We start from the raw sequence: 26,385 nt of genomic DNA on the forward strand, positions 1-26,385 counted from the left end.
GTGCTGATAACGTGTAAATACCGTGGTGACGTAGCGGGTATAAAAACCGATCATCGCCCGGTTTGCCCATCCGTTATATTCTTTGGTCAGATGCAGTGGTGTTTCGTAATGCGAAAGAGTGACTAACGGCTCAATGCCGTATTTATGGCACTCATCGAAAAGCGCATCATAAAAAGCGAGGCCCGCTTCATTTGGCGTTTGTTCATCGCCGTAGGGAAAGATCCGTGACCAGGCAATCGAGGTGCGAAAAACCTTAAAACCCATTTCCGCAAAGAGTTTAATGTCCTCTTTATAACGATGATAAAAATCGATCCCTGCAAGCTTCAGATTATTGTCCGTCGGCTGCTCCGTCATCGGCCCCATTACCCCTTGCGGAGTGACATCCTGAATACTCGGGCCTTTGCCATCAATATTCCAGGCACCTTCACATTGATTGGCCGCAACCGCACCGCCCCACAAAAAATCACGTGGAAATGTCATTTTTTACTCCTGAAAAAGAAGGTTAGCGCTGTAACTGGCGCTGTACGTCAATAATTTCTGCAATCAGTTCACGGGCAAGCATTGAGGTCATGATGTGGTCCTGCGCGTGCACCAGCACCAGATTGACCTGCACTTTGCCGCAGCCTTCGTCCAGGCCGATCAGCATGGTCTGGACATCGTGGGCACGTTTCGACGCCTCAGTGGAAGCAGCAAGTTTTGCATCAACCAGCTCCCACTCACCGCGTTTGGCGGCACGCAGGGCTTCCATCGCATAGCTGCGCGATTCCCCGGCGTTGATAATCAACTCCATGACCGTTGATTCCATATCCATGTTTTGTCTCCACTCAATAAAAGAAGGAGGAATGGACGGCTTATGCCGTGGCCATTTCCTGCTCACGTTCTTGCTCAAGAAGCTGCTTTTCATAAATTTTGAAGAAAGGCAGGTAGATGAAGATGTCGATAACAATCAGCGCGATAACCAGCAACGTATTGTTCATGACCCAGCCTGCACCCCATGCGGCGCCAACCGGTGCGGGCGTGGTCCAAGGAACCAGAGAGATGACTTTGGCAATCAGACCGCTGGTGGTGGCAAACCAGGCAATGATTGCATTCACCACCGGGGCGATGATGAAAGGAATAAATAGCACCGGGTTCATCACTACCGGGCTACCAAAGATGACCGGCTCGTTGATGTTGAAGCAGACCGGTACCACCGACAGCTTGCCGATGGCTCTGAGGTGTACCGCTTTACTGCGCATGTAGAGGATAACCAGTGCCAGCGTGGCACCCGATCCGCCGAGGTTGATAAAGAAGGCCCAGAACGCCTCCGCAAAGATATGTGGGATGGGCAAACCGTTGGCCAGCGCCGTCTGGTTTAGTCCGAGATTAATCAGGTAGAATGGTTGCAGGATGCCGCCGACAATCGCCCCGCCGTTGATGCCAGAGAACCACAAAACCTGGCAGAGTAAGACCGCAATCAGCACCGCTGGCAGAGAGTCCGCCGCAGAAATCAGCGGGGTAAAGGCGGTCATGATTATTTCAGGTAACAGCATGCCGAACTGGTGTTGTAACACCACGTTCAACGGGTAGATGGTGCAGATAATGACAATCGCCGGGATCAAAAGGTTGAATGAGTGGCGAATTTTATCCGGCACTTGTTCTGGCAGCTTGATACCAATGTTGTATAGCTTCAGAATGCGGACCAACTCAACACAGAAAATCCCCACCAGAATCGCGGTAAAAATACCCGATCCGCCGAGGAAGGCCGCCGGCAGCGAACCCTCTTTGTAGGGCGAAGTGATCAGGAGGAAGGTCATCAGCGACAGCATGGCGCAGGAGAACGCATCCAGCTTGTACGTTTGTGCCAGGTTGTAAGCTATCCCTGCACTGATATAGCAGGCCATAATCCCCATCGTCATATGAAAGGGGGTCATGATTTCGTTGAAATACTGCTGGGAAACGGATAACCAAAGTTTGCCAATAAAGAAGGTGGTATCCGGTGCAAAAGGTGGAAACGCAAAAATAAGTAAAAAAGAGCCCACGATCATAAAAGGCATCGCGCCAATAAAACCGTCGCGAACCGCCATAATATGACGCTGGGTTCCAGCAACGGCGGCAACGGGAGTAATTTTATTTTCGATAAAATTAAAAAATGCGTTCGACATGATATTACCCTGTAAAATTATTGCACTGGGTTAGTTTGAGAATCCTGAATCATCTTCAGAGCATCATTAAGGATTTTCTCACCTTTAAGCATGCCGTAATCCATATTACTGATGATGGCTATCGGCTTTCCTTCACGTTGAGCAATCGACTTAAACTCTTCGAATTTATATTTGATTTGCGGTCCCATCAGACAGCAATCAAAATGAGAGATGGTCGATTCAAACTCTTCCATCGCCACAGCAATAATTTCAGCCTCGATACCTTTGGCACTGGCAGCCTGCTTCATTTTATTCACCACAATGCTGGTTGACATACCGGCAGCGCAGCAGAGAAAAATTTTTTTCATATCCAGCCCTCTTTATAAAAATAGTGTGTAACTCTGGCCCGGCATTTCATTCGGTCACGTACCATGGACTGGTGGCTATCGTTCGCCTGGTCATTTCGTATTGGGAATGAAATCTGCCAGAAAGCGTTCTTTTCATTTGACGGGTGCATGCTCTCAGTACTGGTCACAGGATTCCGTGACCCGAATCTCAAAAAGAACCAAATCACTTACAAATCATTATATTTATGTGATGCGCATCACTCAATTTTAAGCATATAGATTGCTTTTTATACACAAAATGAATGTTGATGCATTTAAACAGACATATCAGTAAGTGTTTTTAAGTGATTTAGTGTTAACAATAAGAAGTAAGTTTTCCTTCCATGAGGACGTACCCGGTCGGTCATGAAGCCGTGTACGCAAGCCACGTTTTCAGCTAACATGGCCTGGTTATCCTTACTCAGAAGATTGGAATACGTAATGACGCAAGAAGAACGCTTGATCGAGTTAGAGGAATTAATAAAAAATCAGGGTAAAGTGACTCTCGATTACATCTGTCAGCAGTATAATATTTCATCAGATTCTGCACGTCGGGATTTAGTCAAACTGACACAACTTCCACATATATTGCGTATTCGCGGTGGAGCTATTCTGGCAGAAAAGCGTGTCGAATTGCCTTATGTTCAGCGTGCACAATACAGTGCTGAAAAAACATTACTTTCTGCCTGGGCGGCTAAAACCATTAATGAAAAAGAGATCCTGTTTATTGATGCCGGTACGACATCTGCCGCCCTCGCCCGCCAGCTTCCGTCACCGGTTAGTGTCATTACCAACTCCATTGAAGTGTTAGGCGAGATCATTGGAAATAAAGGGATTAGTATTTCAGTATTGGGCGGTAATTTTGATGACTATTCTCACGCAATATTAGGTAATACCGTCTTGGAGCAAATTAAGCGTTATTATGCGGATAAAGCATTTATTGGCGTCAGTGCATTATCGGAAAGTGGCATCACCACAGATACAGAACTTGATGCACTGCAAAAAGTCGCCATGGCTAAACAGTCAAAAAAAGTGATTTGTATTGCAACCTTCGCCAAATTTAATCTACAACTGATGTATCAATCCTGCAGCTGGTCGGATATCGATCATATCATCACGGATAAAACACCACCAAAAAACATCCTCAAGCTGATCGAAGAGAACGATGTTGAATTGGTAGTAGTGGATACCAAAAGAACAGATACTGATGAGTAAGTAAGGCTGAGTTTTTGGTAATGAGTCTGCTCGTTGCAGACGTCCGGGCTTATGAGACGGTGCGGTTCGGCGGAGGCATGATCCTACCCACGACATAGCGGACACGCTGTTAAGCGAGTAAATCGTTAACAAGATGAACCATGATGCAAGCAAAATCTATGAAGAAGACATCCCGTAATCGATATACCCCGGAGTTTCACCAGCAGGCGCAGGCTGAGCGTATCGGCGTGGCCAAAGCCGCCAGGGAGCTCAGCCTGCACGATTATAAACTCTACGCCTGGTGCAGTTAACAACGTCAGCAGGGCTCCACCTCTGAGCGTGAACAGCAGGCAACCGAAATCGCACGCCTTATGCAGCAATTGGCTATGATGAGTGGTGGTTCTTTTATCCCCCTACTGCGCCATAAGCATGCCTGACAACTTAATAGGGGGCACTCCCACTAATCCAATTCCTAATGGGTAGTTGAAAAAAATTATATTTCCCTTTATTTATTGAGTTTATTATCACTCTCAGTTGTGTTGAAATTTCCATTCACTTTCTCGTTCAGAAACGATTTAAGTTCAGACGTAAATTTGAGCGGGTTTTTGAACATCAAAAAGTGATCACCTTGTTCTGCTCGGGTAAAAATAAATAATCTGGAGTCTGGAATAACCGACTGCATCCAGCGCTGGCTTTCAATATATGGACTGTATTCACCGGTGAAGATTGCCGTTGGAATATCTATTTTGTGTTCAATAACATCCCGCCAGTCATTGGTCAGATGATCAAAGAGTACCCGTTCGAGATCCTGCGGTTTGTTACGAGTTACTTGACGGGAAAAATTCTCAGAACTCGCAAACCATGGAGAGTCCATTAACTGAACCCGTTCGAATGCATTCAGGTCGGAAACAAGCTTATTCGGTGTTTTCATACCACGGAATGCTTCGATCATTGCTTCGGGTGAAGTCACACTTCCGCCAGCTTGCAGGCGTTCCTGCTCTGTCCAGTTTTGATGGCTGTAGATAGAGGGGGGCTCATCCACAAATGCAATTCGTTCTATGTCAGAAGTCCCAAATAAATCGATATAACTCCACAGAACAGATGCCCCCATGGACCATCCACTAAAACTGGCTTTAGTAATACCTGCATGCTGCGTCATTTCCCGGAGATCCATGGCAAAACGAGATATACGACTTCCGTAGGATGCGGATTCAGATAGCCCCTGATTTCTGGGATCCAGTACATAAACATGAAAGTCCTGGCTTAAAAGGTACATCACATAGATATACTCTGCCCCGTTAGCTGCCCAACCAGGAACAAACACCAGAGGCTTCCCTTTCCCTGCTTCCCAGTACCGAAGTTTGACCCCATCACTTGTGGTAAAGGTATTTAACTGTAAGCCCTTAAAATCGGACAGCCTGGATGGCATACCCTCAGGCGGAGCAGAAAAAACAAAATCCCGACCAATAACATCAACGGCAGAGGCGGCAAATACGGCATGAGTTGAAATGGTCATAAGAAGAGTGAAAACCCATTTAACAACATACTTTTTAAAATTTTTCACGACAATGTCCGGATAAATTGTATGTGCAGATGAACCCGTCTGAAACGGTTTAGTAATCGAACGGGCTCCAATAAAATTATCCGACAGAGGGGGAGCCGGATAATTGTTCAGAATATTCAGGCTTTCACCCAGGCAGGAGCGACTACCGGCCCGTGACCCAGGAAATAGCCAAACTGGATATTCATAGCGCCAAGAGGCTCAAGGTAACGGCTGTTCTTGAGAAGGCCCGCATTTACCGGCTCCAGATTCACAGATGTGGCCAGTTCAGCTACCTGCTCACGAGCCTGGTCATTATTCCCGGCAATAAATACCTGTAATTTGTTGCTCTGACGTGATTCTTCCGGGAGCAGTTGAGCAAAAAGCGTATTGAACGCTTTTACAACGTTAGCCTTCGGAACCAGTTTCTGAATTTCTTCTGCCGCTGAGGTCTCATGACCAATAACCAGTTCACTGAAATCAGCACTGACCGGATTAGAAATATCGACCAGCACTTTGCCTTCCAAATCACCAGCGGCTGAAAATACGTCTGTTGCTGCAAGGTAAGGGGTGGCAAGAATAATAATGTCTGCAACGGAGATAGCAGCGGCAATCCCTCCCCCCTGAACTGAATCACCTATTTTGTGAGCCAATTCAGCGGCTTTAGCCGGGTCCCGATGCCCGATAAACACGTCATGCTTACCAGAAAAAAGAGCAGCAAGTCCTGCCCCCATATTGCCTGTACCAATTACGCCAATTTTCATGTTTCGTTCCTCTTGATGATTAACGAAACCAGTCTATTATTGCGTCATAGCATGATAAATTGCTTTAATGTTTGGACATTATAACTGGATTGTTTTCAATGGATCGATTGACCAGCATGGCTATCTATGTCAAAGCTGTGGAGCTGGGTTCCTTTTCAGCCGCAGCGGATGCAATGAATCTGTCCGCACAACTTGTGGGTAAGCATGTCGCAGCACTTGAGCACCATCTTGGTGTACGATTAATAAGTAGAACAACCCGGCAACATAGCCTGACTGAGGCGGGCCATCATTTTTATGAGCGTGCAAAAATTATTCTTGCGGAGGTAGAAATTGCCGAATCGTTTGCCGAGGAAGTGAGGGTTGTTCCGCGTGGCAGACTTAAAATCAATGCCCCCGTGACATTCGGCATCAATGCGCTTGCCCCTCTTCTGCCGCTATTTCTTAAAGAACATCCTGAAATATCGGTCGAAATGACGCTAACTAACCGTAAAGTGGACCTGATTGACGAAGGATACGATGCTGTTTTCCGTGTCGGCGCGCTGGCGGACAGTGCTTTGATGGCAAAATCCCTTGCCCCTTACCAGTTGCTTCTTTGCGCAGCACCTGATTATCTGAAAAAAGCACTGTTACTGAAAAAACCAGAAGACTTATTGCAGCATGAATGTTTGATCTTCACTCATACCACCCTCAGAACACAGTGGGAATTTGATGGTCCGGAAGGCCATGTTTCACTGCCCGTTTCCGGGCGTCTGCTTCTGGACAGTGGCGAGGCGCTGATCAGCGCAGCCTTGTCTGGTTTTGGTATTGCAATGCAACCAACAGAACTGGTGTGGCCGCACATTGTGGCAGGCAGACTCGTACATGTATTACCCGAGTACAGCGTACCCTCAAGACCTTTGCATGTAATGTATGCCCCGGACAGAAGGCTGACACCAAAGCTTCGCAGCTTTCTTGATTTTTCGACCCGTCACTTCGGCACTGGCCAGGGGAAATCGCTCCCGGCTACACGTCGTGTGTTGTAGTGGAATTCCTGTATGCCAGCACCTTTCACCACTGATTCTCTCCGGGCCATTGTCCATTTTGTTGCCGTGGCGGATGCACACAGTTTTACAGAAGCAGCCGAGCAACTGGGAATGACCCGCTCAGCAATCGGTAAGAGCATTGTCCGGCTGGAAGAACGACTAGGCACGAAGCTTTTTCACCGTACAACACGAAAAATGACATTGACCACCGAAGGTGAGGCTTATCTTGCCAGTTGCAGAAGCGCACTGGAAACAATGCAGGCCGCAGAGTCATCACTGCTCGCCAGACAGACAGAACCATCAGGTGTGGTCAGAATTGATATGCCTGCTGCATTTGGTAAAACCGTTATGATGCCGGTACTGTTGCAAATCGCCGCGCAGTATCCTGAGCTCCGACTGGTGCTGACATTCAATGACCGTATTATCGATCCACTGGATATGGGGTTTGATCTTGCTATTCGCTTTGGTCCTCTGAAAGACACGACTGATTTAGTTGCCCGCTCCCTGAATGCACAACATTTGCTCCTGTGTGCGTCACCAGAGTATCTGTCCCGTTATGGAACACCTCTTACCCTAGAAGATTTGCATAAACATCGATGTGTTATGGCCTGGCGGGGAGGCTCGCCACTCAACTGGCTAGTTCGCGATCCGCAAGGACAGGATATACGTTTCAATCCTGTTCCATTTCATCAGATAAGTGACGGTGATGCCATGATAGCAGCGGGGATTGCCGGAGCAGGCATTATACAGTTCCCTGAATCGCTACTGCGCCCCTATTTTGCTGATGCGAGACTTATTCCCGTTCTACCGGAACTGACACCGTCGCCTACAGAACTGAGCGTAATCTGGCCTCGTGCCAGGGCACTCATGCCCGGGGTCAGGTTCATTATTGATGAACTGATCCGGCTGGCCGATATCGATAGATTTGCCTGATTAGGGAAAAAAATTCCCCACTGCGTCCCCCACATATGGGTTTATCAATTGTTCACTCTGTACGACGATAGTTAACAGATTCTGCAACACACTATCTGTTAACTATTCACAATGAGGGGACATACCATGCCTGTAGTAAATATTCAGATGTTTGATGGCCGCGATGAGGCTAAACCTGCTATTGCACGTGCGGTAACAGAAGCGATTGCCACACACGCCAGTGTCGACCCACAATATGTTTATGTCATTTTCAATGATGTGAAAACTGAAAACTGGGCTATTTCTGGCGAAATTTTTGCGGAAACGATGAAAAAGTCAGGTTAAAGAACATTTTTAAAATTGCCGGACGTCCAGTACCGTGCCTGACTTGATATCACGGTACTGAACACGCAATATTTACATTCGTTGCTTATATTTCCAATCGACATGATGATTATCGAAAGAGGTCAACCGGATTATTTATGTTGATTAATGTCGGGATGTAATCAGCAAAATTGAAATGAGATGTTATTTCTTTACTATCCATTATGCAGGATGATGTAATGAAGAATGAAATTATTTGTGTATTCACTCTTTCTGTAAAAGAAGGACAGTTTGCTAATTTTCGTAATCTGGCGTCTGAAATTGTAAAAGAGACTGAAAAAGAACCGGGAACACTGACCTATATGTACAGCGTCAGTGATGATCAAAAAACAGCACATATCATTGAAGGTTATAAGGCGGATGCACTGGTATCTCATGTTGATGTGACCTTTGCTCCGTTTGCTGAACGCTTTATTTCACATGTTGATGTAACCGGCCTGACTGTATATGGTGAAACCAACGAACATATCAGAAAAAGACTGGATGCCTTTGGCGCTGTTTACATGAAAACGTTTGCCGGTTTTACTCGCTAACGCTCCCCGGATTCAAAGCCATTTCCAGCTGCTTCGCCTGAAAGGCGAGAGGTTGCTTTATTCTCAATTTTAGGCGAGTTGCAGGGGGATGTTATGTTATCAAAAGTGGATTTATTGCTTTTTTTATCACAACAGCTCGCTCAAACTCATTTAAAGAAACGGCAGAAAAATGGGGACAACTCCGCAGAGAGTCTCCCGGTCTAACAAGGAGCTTGAAAGTGTATTAGGAGAAATCCTCTTCTATCGCAATACACGAAGTATCATTGTGACGGCGTTTTGTCGAGACATATTGCCTGAGTGCGAAGCTGTCATTGAAAAAGTGAATGATATTTTCACTACATGCGGGAAAATCCACCGAAATATAAAATCAATTGTGTAGAGGTAAACTTAGCAGTTTTATGGGTTTCTAAAAAAGGAGTCGGTGATGAATATCTTTATAACTGGATCAACAGGATACATCGGTGGTTCTCTATCAGTCTATTTACGTAACGCTGGGCACCACATCCGTGGACTCGCTCGTAATCCAGATAAGGCAGTACAACTTACAGCCCGAGGTATCGAACCCGTTATCGGTGAACTCAACAACAGCGAGTTACTTACTTACGAAGCCCAACGGGCAGATGCCGTCATCAATGCCGCTAATAGCGATGACTTAAATACAGTAGAAACTCTGTTGACAGCTATTCGCGGGACAAACAAACCGCTCCTGCATACCAGTGGAACAAGTGTCATTGCTGATATGAGCGATGGTAATAAATCCAACAATGTCATCTTCGATGAAAATAGTACACTGTATATCCCTCCTGAAAAACAAGCACGAAGAGCGATTGACGAGAAAATCCTAAGGACGAAAGGAATACGAGGCATTGTTTTGTGTAACAGCCTAATCTACGGAGAAGGGAAACTGCCAGACACACACAGCGTACAGATTCCACTGCTCATTAATCAGGCATTAGACAGCGGAGTAGTACGCATCATTGGAAAAGGTTTGAACATCTGGTCCAACGTACATATAGATGACCTATGCAAACTTTACCAACTAGCACTGGAAAATGCGCCATCAGGAGCATTCTATTTTGTAGAAAATGGAGAGTCATCCTTTGCAGAACTCGGGGCAGCCATCGCAAAACGTTTTGAAATTGAAGGACCTCAAAGTTGCCCTATTGAAGATGCTGAAAAGATTTGGGGTAGAATGCGGGCTCGCTACTCATTAGGCTCCAATAGTAGGGTTAGATCAGTTCGCGCCCATCAGGAGTTAGGATGGAAACCGCAACATAATTCAGTTGTCCAGTGGATTCTGACCGAGATGACGGCTAAGTAGATACCTTTATCTTGATTCAAGGCACTAAGAACAATTATGCCTTGGATCAAACGACTCTTAAATTGAGGCCGCTAGTTTCTTCCGTATGCTCCCATCCCTACGGATTGGCATAAAACGATGTTAGTAATGTCTTCATCTACATCATGTGGACATCCCATAAAGGGTATTTGTTACATACATCACATCCGTATCTGCTTACTCTATAAGCATTATCGCATTATGCCATTAAGTACTGGGAATCTCTACGAAACGTTTGGAGTGTCCATCCAAAATGAAACTTTATCTTTCAGAACATCCCCACTTATTATTGGTTAGATAATTCGTTTCATGTATAGAATTTTTTAGGGTTCAGGATAAAACTTTTATATGATGAAAAACCAGCAAAACCATAAATCCATCCATGTGAAGAACGCTACCGTCTCATCCATCTCCAGGCAAACTGATAATACCGATCGGTAATATTAATCAGAGAGAGGATCAAGCACCATAAAGTTAATTCAAACAACTCGGAGAACTTATGAGTTTGATACCGAAACTTCCTTTTACCACTGTTTTTCTTTGTGCTGCTGAAATGTTTTCGGTAAGTGCTTCGGCTAATATTACCATCAAGGATTTCACGCTATCCGGCGTATCTCTGGAGCACAGTACCTTCAAAGGTGAACCAGCATTCAAAATGACCATGCCAACTGATGCCATTCAGGATCCGAAGAAGGAAAAACTGGCCGACCGAAATTATATGGCTTGGTTACCGTTTGATTTTGGTGACGGTGTAATTGAGGTTGATATTGCCAGTAAGCTTGTAGATGAAGCGCCAACCTATGCCAGAGGTTTTATTGGCCTGACTTTTCGTATAGACAGCAAGGGACACTTTGAAAGTATCTACCTCCGTCCTACAAATAGCGTTGCTGAAGATCAGGTTCGGCGTAATCACAGTGTTCAGTATGTCGCTTATCCTGATTACAGGTTTGACAAACTGAGACAAGAATCCCCAGAAAAGTACGAAAGCTATGCTGAACTGGATATGGAACGCTGGATACACATGAAAATTGTTGTCAAAGGAGAAAAAGCTGAGCTTTATCTCGACGGAAAATCAACTCCATCACTTATAGTTACAGACTTGAAACTGGGTGCAAATCAGCGTGGTGGTGTTGGCGTATGGCTTGAATCCGGTACGATGGCTTTTTTTCGGAATTTAAAAATAACGCCAGCATCCTGAATCAGGTAAAGGTTATCAATTAACTCAAAAAATATGCAGGTCGCCTCGCCATTTGAAGTAAATTATCCTGTCCACAATCGCACCACTTGACAATACCGAAACGATACTTCATCGTTTCGGTATCTTAGATCATTTTATCGTAGATTAGGATTTAGTGGAGCACTGATGTCCAGAAGCAAATCAGAGAGTGTACGAAATGCCTTTTTGTCCGCAGCAAGAGACGTATTCCTTGAGGTCGGATTTGAGCAATCCACCATGGATCAAATAGCATCAAGATCAGGCAGTGCAAAATCTACTTTGTATCGATATTTTGACTCAAAGGAGTCGTTGTTTTCCGCACTGATAATCAAAGCATCACAAGGAAATGACAATGAAATCATCAATTTCTTGTACTGTACTGGAGATGGTCCACAGCCGATTAGTTCATCAGAAAGTGCTGTAGACTCACTTCTTTTCCCAAACCATGAAGAAAATTGTAAAGATGCTCTGACAAAATTTGGACACTACATTCTTTCTAGTTTTCATACACCACGCGCTCTTGCAGCCAGACGTATGATGATTACGGCGTCCGCAAATCCAGACTTAGGTCAATTGTTTTATGAACAAGGTCCAAACAAAGCCATACAGCATCTAGGACTATACTTTAAACCACTCATTGAACGAGGCTATTTATACGAAGCGGATCCTAATGTTGTTGCTTGTCATTATTTCGGCTTGCTTGAATCTGAGATAAATGAAGCAGGCTTATATAATGTAATAACGCAACTCAGTGAACAGCAAATTACAGATATTGTTTCACGCGCAGTTGAGGTTTTCATACGTGCTTATGTTTATAAATCATCTGATTGAGGTTTCCATAGCTCCCCTTCACTGGCCTATAGCAAACCTAGTAATAGAATCCCCTCACTCAATATTTTTATTATCAGTGGATTTTATTGAAAAAATTATTAAATAATGAGTAAAACTCGTTGCATTTTAAATACCAACAAACGGTCCCGATGTTCTTCTTCTTATAGACACGCAGTTCCTAACCAGGAATAACTGAATGCATTCACTCTTAGCTTGGAACATTATGAGTATACTCTCCAGTAAAAATAGCGGTTGGCACATCGTTTTTAAGAGAGGTAACTGCATGTTAGTAACTTTTTGTATGGTCTGAAAATACTATCAAGGTTATTCCATAACTGATATTTTATCGCTCATGATATGAATTTCCATGAGCGATAGATCATTTAGCGCATTAGAAACGGTAAATATAACCAATACTTACCGATGTCTGACTTGAGTTGTCAACTAATGGACTATCTTTAATACCACTCCCAAACCGGGTGGCACTTGCATCAAGGAACAGCGTATGCTGGCGAGCCATGGTATAATCCATACGAATTCCCACCTCCATATTGGTGGTAGAATTCCCCTCATAAAAACTGCGATCTACCCGCACCTCTGATCTTTTCACGCCATAGTAATAATCAACAAATTTGCTATCAACCCATTCGACGGCGAACCTTGGCGTTAAACCGAAAGTCCCGGATGCAAACCGTTTTTCTGCCTGTAATTTTGCTCGAGAGCCTTTACTATACCCGGACACTTCACCGAGAATTTCCGCCGAAAGATCGACAATCCCAGTTTTCCACATCATTGCTCCCCCGGCCCATACACCGCCCTTGCGGTCATCCATACCGGTAAGAAATGGAGAATCATCCGCATCATAACCATCCCCGGCATATTTGGCTCGTAGGCTCAGTGTAAATGACTCGTTAGAGAGAAATTTAAGATCTACTTTAGGAATAGAAGCACTGATCCATCTGTTTTCATACGAAAACAAAGGTAAAGGCAGTACATCAACATCAATATCGCGATATGGTTTTTGAATGGCTGCAACACCGGCACCCACCCCCCATTTCGAGGTTTCATTACTGCTACTAGTTGATGTTTCCGCTATTGCAGCTGGTATCCAGAAAATTGACATCATAAGAGAAGCCAAAACATTAGACACAGAACAGCCAACCAACTTACTAGAGTGAGAGCGATGCTTCATTGCATAGTCCTTTTTAACGTGGGGGATACACATCCAAGAGCCATCAATCAGGGATCGAAGCTCATAAGTCTGGAGAAACAAATTCATCATCAGTGACATAATGGCCAGCCAATATATGTGACCTTAACCAAGGTGGTACTTTACTGTGTTGCCTTCATACACTTCGGATTCTTCTAATCTACTGATTTTACTACTTAAAACGTCATAAGCAGCTCATATTGAGCTGATGCTCGGTGATCTTGCCAACAACACTTTCTTCACAATCGAAGTCACTCCTCACTAAGGATTTGGGGCAAAACATCTTGGTTGCAGTCTTATCCATTGATGACCTGAGTAATACTCGATTGGGTAAAAACCTTTCAATACATACACTTGTAAGTTTTACTGCGACCATCGCACCGCTATAACCATTAAAACCGCTTCAAACGGTAAACATACTGATGTTTGCGTACAGTACAAAAACAATCCATAATAACGAAACGATACTGTTTCGTTTCGATTGTGTCAATCCATAACGATACGAATTAGGTTAACCCCTCTCTCCGCGTCACTATGGGGTTACAGTTAACTGATTCAGCATAATGCCGCTGGGTGGATGCCTCTGCTTAAAAATGCTTTTACATAGTGCTGAAATGTTACGATTGAGATGAATTGGGATTTATTTACGGCATCCAGAGAATCCCATTAAAACTATATTTATTTGTACGTTTATCCGCTGTCAGCTGGAAGTTAATTTTACAAGTAGTTATTTGTTGCATAGAACAGAAATGTTCGTGCATTAATCATTCTTTAAAGAGAATGCCGAATATTACCTTTAAAAGGCTAAAGAACTATTTTAACCATGATACGATTAAGACGCAAATCTCATGATTACAATATAAAACTCAAATTTACATTCCTTATTTCCACTCTAATAAACACCCTCGTTATTTTGCATAATCGACACATTCAGTAGAGTATCATTAAAAATCCTTTTATGGTTTTTATTTCAAAAAAATCAAAACCACAACTTTGTTAAGTGCAGATATAAAAAGTTTTGCACTTAATTAAGAAGAGGACTTAAGCCATGAAGAAAAATAACACCTTATCTAACATTAAGAATATCATGCCGAATTGGATTACCATAGATGAGGCAGTAAATACAGCTAATCAATTGATAAACAAAAAGATTACATACAGTGATATTTGCAGGAGTGCACTATGCGGTAAAATATCACTATCAATATATTTTCAATCATCTATAACGATTCGAAAAATAAAAGAATTCAATTCTAAAATAAAAGTAAAACCTACTGAAAGCTCATTGTTCAACAGGATATGTATCCTTGATAGCACTTGCTTCCTCAGTGGTAGGAATTTAATATCAAGCACCGAAGGTGAGTATATTTCTGCTACCCATAGTGTACTTGAAGCAGCTTTAATAGGTCATGAATATAAATTAATACAACGGCTACTTGCTAAATCCCTAAACATCCCAACACCAATAAAAAGACCTGAATATACAAATTATGGTATTTTTGTTGTTGTTTCCGGAATTATTTATCAAGTATTTGAGAGAACGACCTGGAAGGAAAGATTTGAACAGCAATTGAGGAGACTACCTAAAGGTACTGCAAATGAAATCAATGAAATAGTTTCATCCAATCTTATAAGCAAACTCTATAATAAAGAATTTTTTCCGCTCCATTATTTGCCTCAGGATGCATGCTTTGTCATTCGTCAAACTGAACTCGAAAAATTAATCAATTTACGACTCAAAAACGAAACTATCCGATTGTCCTCGACACGTATAACTACACCATTATCAAGACTATTCTGGCTCTCTTGCAAAAACAATGAGTCAATAAGTTCATTAATCAAGCAACCCTATAAACTGCTTTCCATCTTCGAGCAGTGGGCCTCAGTAGAAGGCATGACTGATCGTCTCAGCGGTGACACATTGAAAACTGCGCTTGAACGCGGTTCACCCGCATCATTTTTAGCATCAAAGTAATCTTAAACTTAGTTCTTCTACCTAAAAACCCGTATTAAGGATTGTGGTATCCGTAATACGGGCTCATCAACTGTCATTCTCTCCCTCAATGTGCTTATTTGTCATCTCCGGGCATATCCCATTTCTGTGCTGGAGGTATCTATGACATCTCATCAGTTATTACGGCTGAAACAAGTGGAATTAAAAACCGGTCTGAAACGCTCACAAATCTACCTGTATATGAAAGACGGCACCTTCCCCTCTTCAATAAAGATTGGGCCTGCCAGCGTAGCCTGGCTCGAATCTGAAATTGACGATTGGATTAACCTCAAATTAGCTAACCGCTTAACACACAGAAGGGAGATATAACATTATGTTTCTCTCACTGAATTATGTGGTATTGACAAACGCCCTTGCCGCGCTCAAGGACGGTAATTTTCGTTATTGTGAAATGTTAGGATTCACATTCGACGAATTGAATGCCCTCAATCAGCTCTCCCTCGACGAACTCTTCATCGTCAGCCGGGCATCGGCACAATTTATGTCGATCACTGTCCGTCACAACGTTCTACAACAAATCCTGACATTGTCCCGCCAAGAGGCTCAATGCCAGCAACAGATTAATCGGGCCATCAGGTTGGGAGGGTCTATTGCACTCCTGAATCACTTTTTTGGTCTCACCTCGAATGAGGTCTGCTCTCGCCGACGGTTGCTGGGTGTCACCATACCTTATGGCCGAACGCCTATACCAGATGAAGCCGTTGATGCCGAAATCTGGCTGTTATGGCAAAAGAACCGAACAGAGAGACTTGATACACCTGACGCTCTGGAGGCAATGATGCAGGTCACTGAATCATTGTCTTCTCGAGAAAGAGGGTCTTCCCTTACCGTCGTCTGGAACCGCATCACACTTTGTGAGAAGGAAGCTCTGGACAGGAGGACATCACATGCCAGATGAGATCGATCGCGATCAGGAATTTAATGAGCAACGTCTGGAAGAGATGATTGAACATAATCGTTTCAAGCCAGCCACCACGCCCTCATTACATTATTGTCGATTGTGCGGTGAACCCATTCCAGAAAAGCGTCGGCAAACTTTGCCAGGTGTGGCAACTTGTACGGAATGCCAAACCATACTTGAGCATCACCAACGTTGATACCAAGATAGCACTCGTGCAGAGAAGTTATCTTCTCTGCACGGTTTTTATTATCTTAATAAATCACTATGCGATTTTTACCCATGCGATGCAGGATTATTAATTTAATTAAACCCACTCATTAGTGAATAACAGAAGTGTATTTATCTCTCATTTCCTTTTTGATTTTATTATTTTCATTCTGACGCTGACACCGCACGCTAATCACGCCACGTTCCACTGGCGAGCTTTATGGACGTTTATTCGTTCGTGGCGAGTATTGCTCTTTAAAAATATGAATCGGGCTGTCACGCAACCACAATTCAGGGTGCCGCTGAATGTTCTCGCTGACCCGTTGAAACCGGAATGCAGAATCGGGATGTGACCCGTTGATTTTATTCGTTGTTGATCTGGTTAGAGGATAATCATGAGAAACCCCATATATCACGTATTTATTACCCAGGAAAGCACACCCGATACGCAGGGCGAAAAAAACACCTACTTGACCAGGGTTGGCGTGGCATTCGCTCACAACGGCAAGCCAGGCCTGAATATTGTCCTGACGCCCGGTATCGCGGTTTCCGGCAAACTGGTTCAGCTTGAGACAAGAGAGGACACCAATACTTCACAAGGTACCGGCAATATCGAAACAGCACTTTAACCCTTCCTGTTCCCCTCTGCGTGCAAGGTCTTTTGACTATGCACGCTGTCTTCAATTCCGAGGCCATTATGCTTTCAACCTCTGCCTTTCTGGCGGCGGCCATGCAGTGCGCCGCCAGCATTCATCCCTCTACTGCGCTCGACGTGGCGCGAGTGGAATCCGGTTTCAACCCTTATGCCATCGCCGAAATTATCCCGAAGGCCACAGGCACCCTCGGTAATCAAAATATTATCTCCCATCATCCCGCCAGCCAGGAAAAAGCCGAGCAGATTATCCGCCGTCTTATGGCACAAGGACGCCGTTACTCTGTGGGGCTGATGCAAATTACCAGCACCAACTTCCGTCATTACCAGGTGACTGCCCGCGACCTGCTTGATCCCTGTACCAATTTGTCCGTCTTTGAACGCATTCTCAGCGACTGTTACCAACGTGGAGGTTCCCTGAAAAGAGCGTTGAGCTGCTATTACTCCGGCAATTTCCGTACCGGACAACAGCCGGAAGCGGCTTTTTCAGGAACCAGCTATGTGCAACGGATTGGTTATGCTGCGGCCTCTCCCCGCTATGTCGTCCCGGGCACCCGCGAGGACAAATTAACGGCAACCGTTCCCCCGGAAGCCTTTCCTGCCGGTAACACTTCCCGTCCCCGCGTTATCTGGCCAGAAGCCGTCGTCCGTGGTGTCCCCACAAAATTCCGTCAGGAGAAAACCGCCATCGTACAGACTTCAGCGCCATCAGTGCGCCGGAACCTTTCTCTGCCAACCCGAGATAAGGAAGAATAATGACACGTTTCCGTAAGCTAAAGGTTGCTGTCAGCCCCCTATCTGCCTGCATGCTGACAGTATTTTCTACAACCACGGCGTTTGCCGATGGTTTCACTCGCGCAAATACCGTGATGGAAAAGGTCTCCACCGGTCTTCATGGTCTGGCGGCCATCACCATCACCGTGGCCGTGATCTGGGTGGGTTACAAGACCCTCTGGAAAGGCGAAAGCCTGTCCCAATGCGCCTACATCATTATTGGCGGGATCCTGATTGGTGGAGGCAGTGAGATCGGCGCACTGCTGATGAGCTGAGAGGTCATCTATGGCAAAGCTGCTCAAAGCAATGAAACGCCCGGCGGCATTGTGGGGGGTGCCGATGGTGCCCCTGCTGGGAGTCACCGGTATCACCATCATCGTCGCTGTCTGGACTTCCGTTGCTTTCCTTGCCCTGCTCCCGGTTGAATTTCTGGTGATGAAATCCGTCACCCGGAATGAGCCCATGCGGTTCAGCCTGATTGCCGTCTGGCTCAGGGCAAGAGGAAAACCGGCAGCAAACCGTCTGTTTGGTGCAACAGTATTTATGCCCGTTGAGCATGATGCTGTTGATATCGCGGAGTTTCTCAACGCCATGAAACTGAATCAGTGTGCCACGCTCAGGAAGTACTTTCCGTATTCATCGCATATTCATCAGCATGTTGTTCGCTCACCACACAGTGATCTCTACTGCACCTGGGAACTGACGGGGACCCCGTTCGATTGCGAGTCAGAAGAAACGCTCAGTATTGTCCGCAATCAGTTGCATGGGCTTATCCGCTCATTCGAGGGGATGCCAGTCACCTTTTATATCCATAACGTACGGGAGCCGTTTACCGATTCGCTGCATAAGGCATCCGGCAATCCTTACGCCGATGAAATCAGCCGTCTCTATTATGCCTCGCTGGCCGCTGATCCGTTCCGCCGTAACCGCCTGTTTCTGACCGTCTGCTACCGTCCGTTTGTCAGCCTGGAAAAGGCCGGGCACAGACGCATGAATGACAGCCAGAAGCTCAAAGAGCTTGACGCTGCGTTGCGGGAAATGCTGGAAATTAAAGGTTCACTAGATACCGCACTGTCACGTTACGCCGCACGTCCTCTTGGCACTTTCACTGAAGGTAGTACGGTCTTCTCCTCCCAGTTATCCTTTTATGAGTATCTGTTGACGCACCAGTGGCGCAGGGTGCGCGTCACCCGCGCTCCTGCGTATTCGATGATGGGGTCGGCGGCGCTGTTCTTTTCCGGGGAGTCCGGGCAGATAAACCACGCCAGCGGTACAGGGTATTTCCGGGGGCTGGAAGTGAAGGAGTTCCCGGAGGAGACCGCGACAGGGATGATGGACTCACTGCTGTACGCCCCCTGCGATTACGTGATCACGCAATCTTACACCTGCATGTCACGCGAGGAAGCCAGGAAGGCCATCAAACGCACCCGCCGTCTGTTAATGAGTTCGGATGATGATGCGGTATCCCAGCGGCTGGATCTGGATGTGGCGCTTGACCTGCTGACATCGGGGAAAATCGCCTATGGAAAACACCATTTCTCCATCATGGTGTTTTCCCACTCGCTGGACAATCTGGTGGCCGATACCAGTGAAATCAGCAATGCCCTGAACAACCTTGGCATTACACCGGTTCCCGCCGCACTTTCTCTTTCAGCTGCGTATATGGCGCAACTACCCGGCAATTATCACCTGCGTCCCCGCAAGGGCGAGCTGAGCAGTCAGAACTTTGTTGAGCTGGCCGCGCTGCACAATTTCTATCCCGGCAAGCGCGATAACGCACCCTGGGGGGATGCGATGGCCTTACTGCGCACCCCGTCAGGGGATGGCTACTATCTGAACCTGCATAACACGCTGGCGGACAAGGACGAATTCAATGAGAAGAACCCGGCCAGTACCTGCATTCTTGGCACCAACGGTTCGGGTAAAACCATGTTGATGACGTTCCTTGAAAACATGCAGCAGAAATACGGGCGTAAGGACAGTTTTTCCCCTGATGCGAAAACCAAACGACTGACCACCGTTTATCTGGACAAGGATCGGGGCGCGGAGATGAATATAAGGGCACTGGGAGGCCGTTACTACCGCATCACACATGGCGACCCCACGGGGTGGAACCCGTTTTCTCTGCAGCCGACGAAACGCAATATCAGTTTCATCAGTCAGTTGATGAAACTGTTGTGTACACGTAACGGCGCGACCATCACGCCCCGAGATGAACGCCGTCTGAATGACGCCGTACTGGCAGTGATGAGTAATGAACCACAGTACCGTATCTATGGGATCACCCGTTTACTGGAGAATCTGCCAGAGCCTGCCACCCGGGAGGCACAGGAGAACGGACTGAGCATTCGCCTGTCGCAGTGGGCGCAGGGTGGCGAATTCGGCTGGGTGTTTGATAACGCCTCAGACACCTTCGATATCAGCCACTGCGATAACTTTGGCATTGACGGCACGGAGTTTCTGGATGATGCCAACGTCTGTGCGCCGATCTCCTTTTATCTGCTGTACCGCATCACCACGCTGCTCGACGGTCGACGACTGGTTATCTTCATGGATGAATTTTGGAAATGGCTTCGGGACCCGGTCTTTAAGGATTTCGCCTATAACCGCCTGAAAACCATCCGTAAGCTCAACGGTATGCTGGTTGTGGGGACCCAGTCACCGGCGGAGATCATCAGGGACGAGATTGCGCCCGCCATCATTGAGCAGTGCGGGACGCAGATCCTGGCAGCTAACCCCAATGCTGACCGGGCACACTATGTTGAAGGGATGAAATTTGAACCGGAAGTGTTCGATGTGGTGAAAAATCTGGATCCGCAGGCCCGCCAGTATGTGGTCGTGAAAAATCAGTTCAGGCGTGGCGACACAAAACGTTTTGCTGCACGCGTAACGCTCGACCTCTCAGGTATCGGCAGATACACCCGAGTGATGAGCGGCAGCGCCGACAACCTCGAAATCTTCGATTCCCTGTACCGGGAAGGGATGCAGCCCGATGAATGGCTGGATTCCTACCTGGCTCAGGCACTCTGAAAACCCAAAGGAGATCCATGATGAAAAGGCGATTTCATGCCCTGATTTTCGCGTGCGTCATTGTCAGCCCGCTGGCGCACGCCGGTATTCCGGTCCTTGTTGATGCGGACCCGCTGCGTGAGCTCGAATGGTTGAAAGAAGCGCAGCGCTGGATGCAGACCGCGCAACATTATCAGAGCCAGATCCAGGCGTATAAAAACCAGCTGGCGACAGCCACCGGCGTCCGTGATATCGCTGATTTTGTGGATCAGGCGAAGAGTCTGAAATCGGATCTGGAAAAACTGCGCAAGCCAGGCCAGACACTCAATGATCTGCTACTTTCCGGCGGCACCTCAGGACAGTTCGATGCGCTGTACGCGAAGTACCGGGTTTTCGATACCTGCAATTCGGAACAGTCAGGAAGTTATGCCAATACCTGCAAACAGTTGGTTATCAACAAAGCGATACAGTTTGAGCAGACTGGCGAGATCCAGGAGCAGGTCAGCCAAACGCTGGGCGAGATTAACGGCCTCTCGAACCGTATCGCACTATCCAAAGACACAAAGGAGTCTCAGGACCTTGCCAACAGTATTCAGCTAAAATCAGTGATGCTGAACACGCTCACTGACCAGTGGGAAATGAGCGTGAAGGCAGCAGAAAAGCGCGAAAAAGTACTGGAGGATGTGCGTATTAAACAGTGGAATCAGCAACAGTTAACTGCACCAACCCCTGATTTAAACGGCTAAAGGAGTCTCACATGCGTTTATTAACCCTCTCTTTCCTGTCCTTAGTATTCATCATCAGTGGCTGCAAAGAAGAAGCCAAAACCACTAAGTGGTACAAAGCTCATCCCGATGAGCTAAAAGCGGTGTATGAAAAATGCCAAAAAACCGGCGATGCCTCCGATAACTGTAAAAACGCCAATGAAGCCCATTATCAAATTCAGCAATTAAATGCCCCCACTCCCGACCTGAACTCATAGTGAGGTTAATATGCCCGGTGGTGTATTTATCGGTGTTGAAAAACACCTGATAGGAGGAGTTACTGACGCCACAAAGGGACTGATGATGTCATATTCTTCCATGATGGTGGGGCTGGCGGCAACGTCAGCCACGCTCTATATCATGTGGCGCGGTTACCAGACTCTGGCTGGTAAGTTGTCCACGCCAATGGAGGATGTCATGTGGGACATCATGAGGATGGCGATCATCCTGTCCTTTGTGGCAAATGTCAGCGGTTATCTCGATGGGGTTATTGACGCCATCAATGGCTTAAAGGAGGGATTTTCCGGCAGCGATAATATCTGGCAGTTACTGGATAGCTTATGGGGTAAAGCGAAAGTATTGGGTAAAACGTTACACGACATGGATAATTCAACGTACATAAAAGATGAGGGCATGACGGCTCAATTTTATGTCTGGCTCGGGATATTCGTTTTAATGATTATCACTGCTTTCATTTCAATGATCGCGGAAGTCATGGTTTTACTGCTGAGTATTACCGCCCCCATCTTTATCTTTTGTCTGCTGTATGGCTTTTTACGCCCCATGTTTAACAACTGGCTGCAAAATGTTTTCGCCGCCATATTAACGGTTCTGTTTTCTGCGTTGTCACTGCGCATTGTCGTTAATTATCTAAACTCGCGGTTAGATATTGCAACCCAACTGTCAGCACAATCCAACATTGTGGAGTTAGGCGCACAGGTCTGCCTGGCCGGTGTCTGTGCTGCAATACTGGTCTACCTCTCCGCAAAACTGGCCGGAGCGCTGGCCGGAGCCAGTGCAACCATATCCATGCAGGGGCTGGCAGCGGTGGGTATCGGCGCGGCAGCGTTTGGTGCCGGGAAACTGGCAGCAGGAGCCGGTAAGCAGACTACCCGTACCCTTCAGGACAATATTCAGGGCTGGAGAAATGCCAGTGCGGGTAAACCCGGCAGTGGTCCGGGATACAGTGCGGCTCAGGCACGTAAAAACGCGATTGAGCAGATGATTGCCCGCAACGAAGCCCGGCGACTGGCGCAATCAAGAGAAACGGCCGTTCAAAAATTCCATCGTTAAATCTGTCATCTCTGGTCGAAATCTCCCCTTTACATCCCTTGTGAAAACATAGCCGTGTTTTCATTCCACTGATCTCACTGAGGAAAAATCCCATGAAACGCTTGATTGCGCTGGCTTTGCTGTGCGCGCTTTCCGGCTGCGCACAGTCTCCCCGTCCTCCTGCCTTTGGTGGTCAGGGCATCCCGGTGAACACCCCTCAGATTATGGCGGAGTTAAACAGTCATGAGTGAACAGACCCTCATTGCGGATTCCCGCACCTTTGAACAGCAGATGATTGAGCGGGACAAACGCGCCACGAAAGCCGGATTTATGGTGGGCGGCGCGGGGCTGCTCCTCGCCGCACTGGCGCTTATCGCCGTAGTGCTGATGTTGCCGCTGAAACAAACGGTCATTGAACTGTACACAGTGGATAATCATACCGGGCGAGTGGAGCATGTCACCCGCGTATCAAAGACCAGCCTGACGGCCGAGGACGCTTATCAGAAGGCGATGACCGCCAATTACGTCAGACTGCGTGAACGGTACGTGTACCCTTCCCTGCAGGACGATTATGCAACAGTACAGGTTTATAACAGTCCTCAGGTCAACGATGACTACCTGGCGCTGTATGCCGGAAAAGACGCCCCGGACAAGATCTGGCAGAACGGGGCACATACCGTGCAAATCGACATTCTGTCAAACCAGATCACCTCAGGTACGGATCCCGATAAAGTTGCCACCCTTCGTTATAAAAAGACTATCCGCCGCCTCGCGGACAACAGCACCCGCACCGAATACTGGGATGCCCGTCTGACATTTCACTCTGACCCCGGCAAAGAAATGAGCGATACGGAGCGGGAGCTTAACCCGTTCGGTTTTACCGTGACCAGTTGGCAGGCAGACCGTGAAATCCGGGGAGGTGAATAATGAAAAACATCATCTTTATCCTGTTCGCGCTGATGATGTTTACTACGGCATGGTGCGCGGCCATTCCGCAGGCCAGCCGCTATGATGCCCGCGTTCAGCAGATTGTCTATAACCCACTGAACGTTACTGTCGTCAATACCCGTCCCGGCTTTATGACCACGCTGGTGTTTGACAGCGACGAAGCGGTTATCAGTGCCAGACCCGGTTTTGAAGAAGCGTGGGAAGCCACACCGGACGCCAACCGGGTCAACGTCCGCCCGGTGGCGCTCGTTCAGGGCGCGCCCGGCGCGGACGGTAACACCACGCAGGTGGTGATCCCCCCTAACAGCCAGGACTGGCATACCAACATGCTGATCGTCACCACCCGTCGGCTGTACAACGTCGAGCTGAACGTCATCGATGATAAGTCACCTCAGCAGCCTGCTTTCCAGGTGAGTTACCGTTATCCGGTCGAAGACAGGGAGAAGGCCAGCCGTGAGACAGCGGCCAGAGCGCTGGAGCGGGAACAAAAACAGCAGCAGACTGACATTCAGCAGGCCCTGAATGCCGCGCAGACGCCACGCAACTGGCACTACCTCAAATATCCGGGGCGCGACAGCACCCGTATCGTTCCGGATTTTGCGTATGACGATGGCCGCTTTACGTTCGTGGGTTTCTCTCCGGCCAAATCCATCCCCTCCGTTACGAAAGAGCTCAACGGCCAGGAGCATGTGATTAACAGCAGTGTCCGCAGAAAAGGCGACTTCACCGTACTGGTCATTCAGGAGGTCACGCCCCGTCTGGTCCTGCGTTCCGGTAACGCCGTAGTCGGCCTGGAAAATCGTGGATTTGGCAGGGTCCAGGCCGCTGATGGTGCCACGGTTTCTCCGCAGGTTGAACGGGTAGAAAAACCTCAACCCAATGACAACTAAGGAGTCATGCAGATGAATGACGAATACCAGCATTCTGTGTCTGATGGAGCCCGACCTTCTCCGGCGCAGGCGGATGACGATATTGCCGCGCTGGAGCGCGAGGCCCGTACAAAGCGTAAAGCGGCACTTCTCATAGAGCAGGACGATGAAGAGAATGATCCGCTACAACCCGCCGTCAACAAACTGAAAAAGCGCAGGCGCGGGAAGACCACTGCTTTTCTGGCGCTCGCCGCCGTTGCGCTGATTACACTGGCATGGGCGGGCAACTGGGTATACCGCAATCTGCTCTGGCAACCCGTTGAAGATAAGCAGCGGGATTCTGCGCCACAGACGAACCGGACAGATTACCGGCAGCGTACCGATCTGGGTACGCAAGGTACCGGTACCAAAGCATCGGAACCGGCAGGAAACAGGCCGCGCATTACAATAGCCTCGGAACCTGAGATGCCACCTCATCTTGATAAAGCCCATTTTTTGGTTCGGCGCGATGGGTCAGCCGCTGCGGCCCAAAACCCGGTACGGACCCGGCAGCAGGAGATGACGCAGGCAACCTCTGACGGGCAACCGTCAGAAACGTCATCCACTGCTCGGCAAAACACCATCGCGCCACAACCGGAACCCTCCCCTGCAGCGGTCCAGCGAATTCCTTACAACCCGGACCTGTACGTCCCGGAAAATACCGCCATTCCTTGTTCGCTGGATTATCGCTTTGTCTCGGACCGGGCAGGGAAAATCCGCTGCACGATCGCCGAAGATATCTGGAGTGCCAGCGGTAATACCAAACTGATTGAAAAAGGAACCACGGCTTCAGGCGTTTATCAGACTGGTGCAGAGACAGGAATGACGCAAGGACAGGGACGCGCCTTTCTCATCATCACAAAACTGCGTACCCGCCAGCCCCCTTACCTTGATATTCCGCTGGTCGATACCCGTGCTGCCGGAGAACTGGGCGAGGCTGGCGTTGACGGCTGGATCGACACACATTTCAGAGAGCGATTCGGCGGCGCATTACTGGTTGGTATGATCCCTGATATTGGTGCATGGGCATCCAACAGTGCTGGTCAGAAAGATCGTAACACGGACTATACCGAAAACAGTCGTCAGGCCATGGCGGATATGGCACGTACCACGCTGGAAAACAGCATCAATATCCCACCGACCCTCGACAAAAATCAGGGGGAGATCATCAATCTGATCACAGGGCAGGATATTGATTTTTCCGGCATCTATGCACTGAGGATGAAGAGTGAATAATCGAAAGTTTCTGTTTGGCGTCACCGCGACAGACGTCATCGTCAGGGACGATGACAACAATGCCGTAGTCAACGACGTAATGTCACACCTTAACGGGATCAGGAGAATAGTCATGACATGTTATCGTGCCGGGGGCGCATTGACAGAGCTCATCATTGACTTTGGGGAAGGACAAACGTTCTGCCTTACCATCGGTGAAGGTTCTCTGGATGTACCGCCTTTTACCTCAGACGATATCCGGCTGAC

The 26,385-nt window shown here is 47.4% G+C and carries 31 protein-coding genes; 24 read left to right on the top strand and 7 right to left on the bottom strand.

Annotation, left to right across the window (positions count from 1 at the left end; translation table 11 throughout):
- From VSX58_RS20605 to VSX58_RS20620, 4 genes are all read right to left on the bottom strand, one after another.
- A partial coding sequence (locus tag VSX58_RS20605; RefSeq protein ID WP_327619743.1) for a glycoside hydrolase family 1 protein occupies window positions 1-480 on the bottom strand: 480 nt, incomplete at its 3' end.
- 22 nt (window positions 481-502) lie between these two features.
- Window positions 503-811, bottom strand: coding sequence for a PTS lactose/cellobiose transporter subunit IIA (locus tag VSX58_RS20610; protein WP_039493228.1), 309 nt, complete (start codon window positions 809-811; stop codon window positions 503-505).
- Window positions 812-851: 40 nt separating this feature from the next.
- On the bottom strand, window positions 852-2,144 hold the full coding sequence (locus VSX58_RS20615) for a PTS sugar transporter subunit IIC (RefSeq protein ID WP_039493226.1): 1,293 nt from the start codon (window positions 2,142-2,144) through the stop codon (window positions 852-854).
- A 17-nt stretch (window positions 2,145-2,161) separates the two neighbouring features.
- On the bottom strand, window positions 2,162-2,491 hold the full coding sequence (locus VSX58_RS20620; protein WP_039493224.1) for a PTS sugar transporter subunit IIB: 330 nt from the start codon (window positions 2,489-2,491) through the stop codon (window positions 2,162-2,164).
- 459 nt (window positions 2,492-2,950) lie between these two features.
- On the opposite strand from VSX58_RS20620, the gene VSX58_RS20625 reads away from it, so the two are divergent.
- Entirely contained in the window at window positions 2,951-3,724 is a 774-nt protein-coding gene (locus VSX58_RS20625; RefSeq protein ID WP_039493222.1) for a DeoR/GlpR family DNA-binding transcription regulator, read from the top strand.
- Between the two features lie 158 nt (window positions 3,725-3,882).
- Window positions 3,883-4,014 (top strand): hypothetical protein, encoded by a 132-nt coding sequence (locus tag VSX58_RS22550; RefSeq protein WP_370568812.1) that lies wholly within the window; start codon window positions 3,883-3,885, stop codon window positions 4,012-4,014.
- Between the two features lie 194 nt (window positions 4,015-4,208).
- Here the strand turns inward: VSX58_RS22550 and VSX58_RS20635 are convergent, their stop codons facing one another.
- Complete coding sequence (locus tag VSX58_RS20635) at window positions 4,209-5,267, bottom strand: alpha/beta fold hydrolase (protein ID WP_200550571.1); 1,059 nt, start codon at window positions 5,265-5,267, stop codon at window positions 4,209-4,211.
- A gap of 116 nt (window positions 5,268-5,383) precedes the next feature.
- On the bottom strand, window positions 5,384-6,007 hold the full coding sequence (locus VSX58_RS20640; protein WP_039493221.1) for an NADPH-dependent F420 reductase: 624 nt from the start codon (window positions 6,005-6,007) through the stop codon (window positions 5,384-5,386).
- Between the two features lie 98 nt (window positions 6,008-6,105).
- Here VSX58_RS20640 and VSX58_RS20645 point away from each other — a divergent pair, with 98 nt between their 5' ends.
- The 7 genes from VSX58_RS20645 (at window position 6,106) to VSX58_RS20675 (ending at window position 12,244) form a co-directional block, all read left to right on the top strand.
- Complete coding sequence (locus VSX58_RS20645; RefSeq protein ID WP_039493219.1) at window positions 6,106-7,029, top strand: LysR family transcriptional regulator; 924 nt, start codon at window positions 6,106-6,108, stop codon at window positions 7,027-7,029.
- Between the two features lie 12 nt (window positions 7,030-7,041).
- Window positions 7,042-7,962 carry a LysR family transcriptional regulator gene (locus VSX58_RS20650; RefSeq protein WP_039493218.1) on the top strand — a complete coding sequence of 307 codons (921 nt, stop codon included), beginning with the start codon at window positions 7,042-7,044 and terminating at the stop codon, window positions 7,960-7,962.
- A 126-nt stretch (window positions 7,963-8,088) separates the two neighbouring features.
- Window positions 8,089-8,286: a tautomerase family protein gene (locus VSX58_RS20655; RefSeq protein WP_039359963.1), complete on the top strand. Its 198-nt coding sequence runs from the start codon at window positions 8,089-8,091 to the stop codon at window positions 8,284-8,286.
- Window positions 8,287-8,504: 218 nt separating this feature from the next.
- The gene (locus tag VSX58_RS20660) at window positions 8,505-8,858 is read left to right on the top strand and encodes a putative quinol monooxygenase (RefSeq protein ID WP_039493216.1); all 354 of its coding nucleotides are present in this window, start codon (window positions 8,505-8,507) and stop codon (window positions 8,856-8,858) included.
- Between the two features lie 424 nt (window positions 8,859-9,282).
- A complete protein-coding gene (locus VSX58_RS20665; RefSeq protein WP_039493214.1) occupies window positions 9,283-10,179 on the top strand; it encodes an NAD-dependent epimerase/dehydratase family protein in 897 nt (298 codons plus the stop codon).
- Window positions 10,180-10,696: 517 nt separating this feature from the next.
- On the top strand, window positions 10,697-11,395 hold the full coding sequence (locus tag VSX58_RS20670) for a DUF1080 domain-containing protein (protein ID WP_234455465.1): 699 nt from the start codon (window positions 10,697-10,699) through the stop codon (window positions 11,393-11,395).
- A 165-nt stretch (window positions 11,396-11,560) separates the two neighbouring features.
- Window positions 11,561-12,244, top strand: coding sequence for a TetR/AcrR family transcriptional regulator (locus VSX58_RS20675; RefSeq protein WP_039493212.1), 684 nt, complete (start codon window positions 11,561-11,563; stop codon window positions 12,242-12,244).
- 391 nt (window positions 12,245-12,635) lie between these two features.
- On the opposite strand, the gene VSX58_RS20680 is transcribed toward VSX58_RS20675, so the two are convergent.
- Entirely contained in the window at window positions 12,636-13,535 is a 900-nt protein-coding gene (locus VSX58_RS20680; protein WP_327619745.1) for a MipA/OmpV family protein, read from the bottom strand.
- Between the two features lie 967 nt (window positions 13,536-14,502).
- On the opposite strand from VSX58_RS20680, the gene VSX58_RS20685 reads away from it, so the two are divergent.
- The 15 genes from VSX58_RS20685 (at window position 14,503) to virB10 (ending at window position 26,139) form a co-directional block, all read left to right on the top strand.
- A complete protein-coding gene (locus VSX58_RS20685; RefSeq protein WP_039493210.1) occupies window positions 14,503-15,429 on the top strand; it encodes a hypothetical protein in 927 nt (308 codons plus the stop codon).
- A 141-nt stretch (window positions 15,430-15,570) separates the two neighbouring features.
- Window positions 15,571-15,777 (top strand): AlpA family transcriptional regulator, encoded by a 207-nt coding sequence (locus VSX58_RS20690; protein WP_039493208.1) that lies wholly within the window; start codon window positions 15,571-15,573, stop codon window positions 15,775-15,777.
- 4 nt (window positions 15,778-15,781) lie between these two features.
- Window positions 15,782-16,366, top strand: a complete 585-nt coding sequence (locus VSX58_RS20695; RefSeq protein WP_039493206.1) for a DUF2857 domain-containing protein — start codon at window positions 15,782-15,784, stop codon at window positions 16,364-16,366.
- Window positions 16,356-16,565 carry a TraR/DksA family transcriptional regulator gene (locus tag VSX58_RS20700; protein ID WP_327619746.1) on the top strand — a complete coding sequence of 70 codons (210 nt, stop codon included), beginning with the start codon at window positions 16,356-16,358 and terminating at the stop codon, window positions 16,563-16,565. Before VSX58_RS20695 ends, VSX58_RS20700 begins: the two co-directional genes overlap by 11 nt.
- Before the next feature lie 406 nt (window positions 16,566-16,971).
- A complete protein-coding gene (locus VSX58_RS20705) occupies window positions 16,972-17,205 on the top strand; it encodes a hypothetical protein (RefSeq protein WP_327619747.1) in 234 nt (77 codons plus the stop codon).
- Between the two features lie 68 nt (window positions 17,206-17,273).
- Window positions 17,274-17,984, top strand: coding sequence for a lytic transglycosylase domain-containing protein (locus VSX58_RS20710; RefSeq protein ID WP_327619758.1), 711 nt, complete (start codon window positions 17,274-17,276; stop codon window positions 17,982-17,984).
- Window positions 17,984-18,277: a TrbC/VirB2 family protein gene (locus tag VSX58_RS20715; RefSeq protein WP_039493200.1), complete on the top strand. Its 294-nt coding sequence runs from the start codon at window positions 17,984-17,986 to the stop codon at window positions 18,275-18,277. The genes VSX58_RS20710 and VSX58_RS20715 overlap by 1 nt, the downstream gene beginning before the upstream one ends.
- Window positions 18,278-18,287: 10 nt before the next feature.
- The gene (locus VSX58_RS20720) at window positions 18,288-21,032 is read left to right on the top strand and encodes a VirB4 family type IV secretion/conjugal transfer ATPase (protein ID WP_200064680.1); all 2,745 of its coding nucleotides are present in this window, start codon (window positions 18,288-18,290) and stop codon (window positions 21,030-21,032) included.
- Window positions 21,033-21,052: 20 nt separating this feature from the next.
- A complete protein-coding gene (locus tag VSX58_RS20725; protein ID WP_289177909.1) occupies window positions 21,053-21,757 on the top strand; it encodes a type IV secretion system protein in 705 nt (234 codons plus the stop codon).
- 11 nt (window positions 21,758-21,768) lie between these two features.
- The gene (locus VSX58_RS20730) at window positions 21,769-21,993 is read left to right on the top strand and encodes an EexN family lipoprotein (RefSeq protein WP_185220021.1); all 225 of its coding nucleotides are present in this window, start codon (window positions 21,769-21,771) and stop codon (window positions 21,991-21,993) included.
- A 10-nt stretch (window positions 21,994-22,003) separates the two neighbouring features.
- Window positions 22,004-23,068 (top strand): type IV secretion system protein, encoded by a 1,065-nt coding sequence (locus VSX58_RS20735; RefSeq protein WP_076945528.1) that lies wholly within the window; start codon window positions 22,004-22,006, stop codon window positions 23,066-23,068.
- Window positions 23,069-23,160: 92 nt separating this feature from the next.
- A complete protein-coding gene (locus tag VSX58_RS20740) occupies window positions 23,161-23,298 on the top strand; it encodes a hypothetical protein (RefSeq protein ID WP_017346468.1) in 138 nt (45 codons plus the stop codon).
- The gene (locus tag VSX58_RS20745; protein ID WP_046878108.1) at window positions 23,291-23,974 is read left to right on the top strand and encodes a virB8 family protein; all 684 of its coding nucleotides are present in this window, start codon (window positions 23,291-23,293) and stop codon (window positions 23,972-23,974) included. The genes VSX58_RS20740 and VSX58_RS20745 overlap by 8 nt, the downstream gene beginning before the upstream one ends.
- Window positions 23,974-24,885: a P-type conjugative transfer protein VirB9 gene (virB9, locus tag VSX58_RS20750; RefSeq protein WP_233603715.1), complete on the top strand. Its 912-nt coding sequence runs from the start codon at window positions 23,974-23,976 to the stop codon at window positions 24,883-24,885. Before VSX58_RS20745 ends, virB9 begins: the two co-directional genes overlap by 1 nt.
- 12 nt (window positions 24,886-24,897) lie before the next feature.
- On the top strand, window positions 24,898-26,139 hold the full coding sequence (gene virB10 / locus VSX58_RS20755; RefSeq protein WP_076945530.1) for a VirB10/TraB/TrbI family type IV secretion system protein: 1,242 nt from the start codon (window positions 24,898-24,900) through the stop codon (window positions 26,137-26,139).
- Window positions 26,140-26,385 lie beyond the last annotated feature (246 nt).

The sequence above is a fragment of the Brenneria populi genome (assembly GCF_036016195.1).
Classification (GTDB): Bacteria; Pseudomonadota; Gammaproteobacteria; order Enterobacterales; family Enterobacteriaceae; genus Brenneria; species Brenneria populi.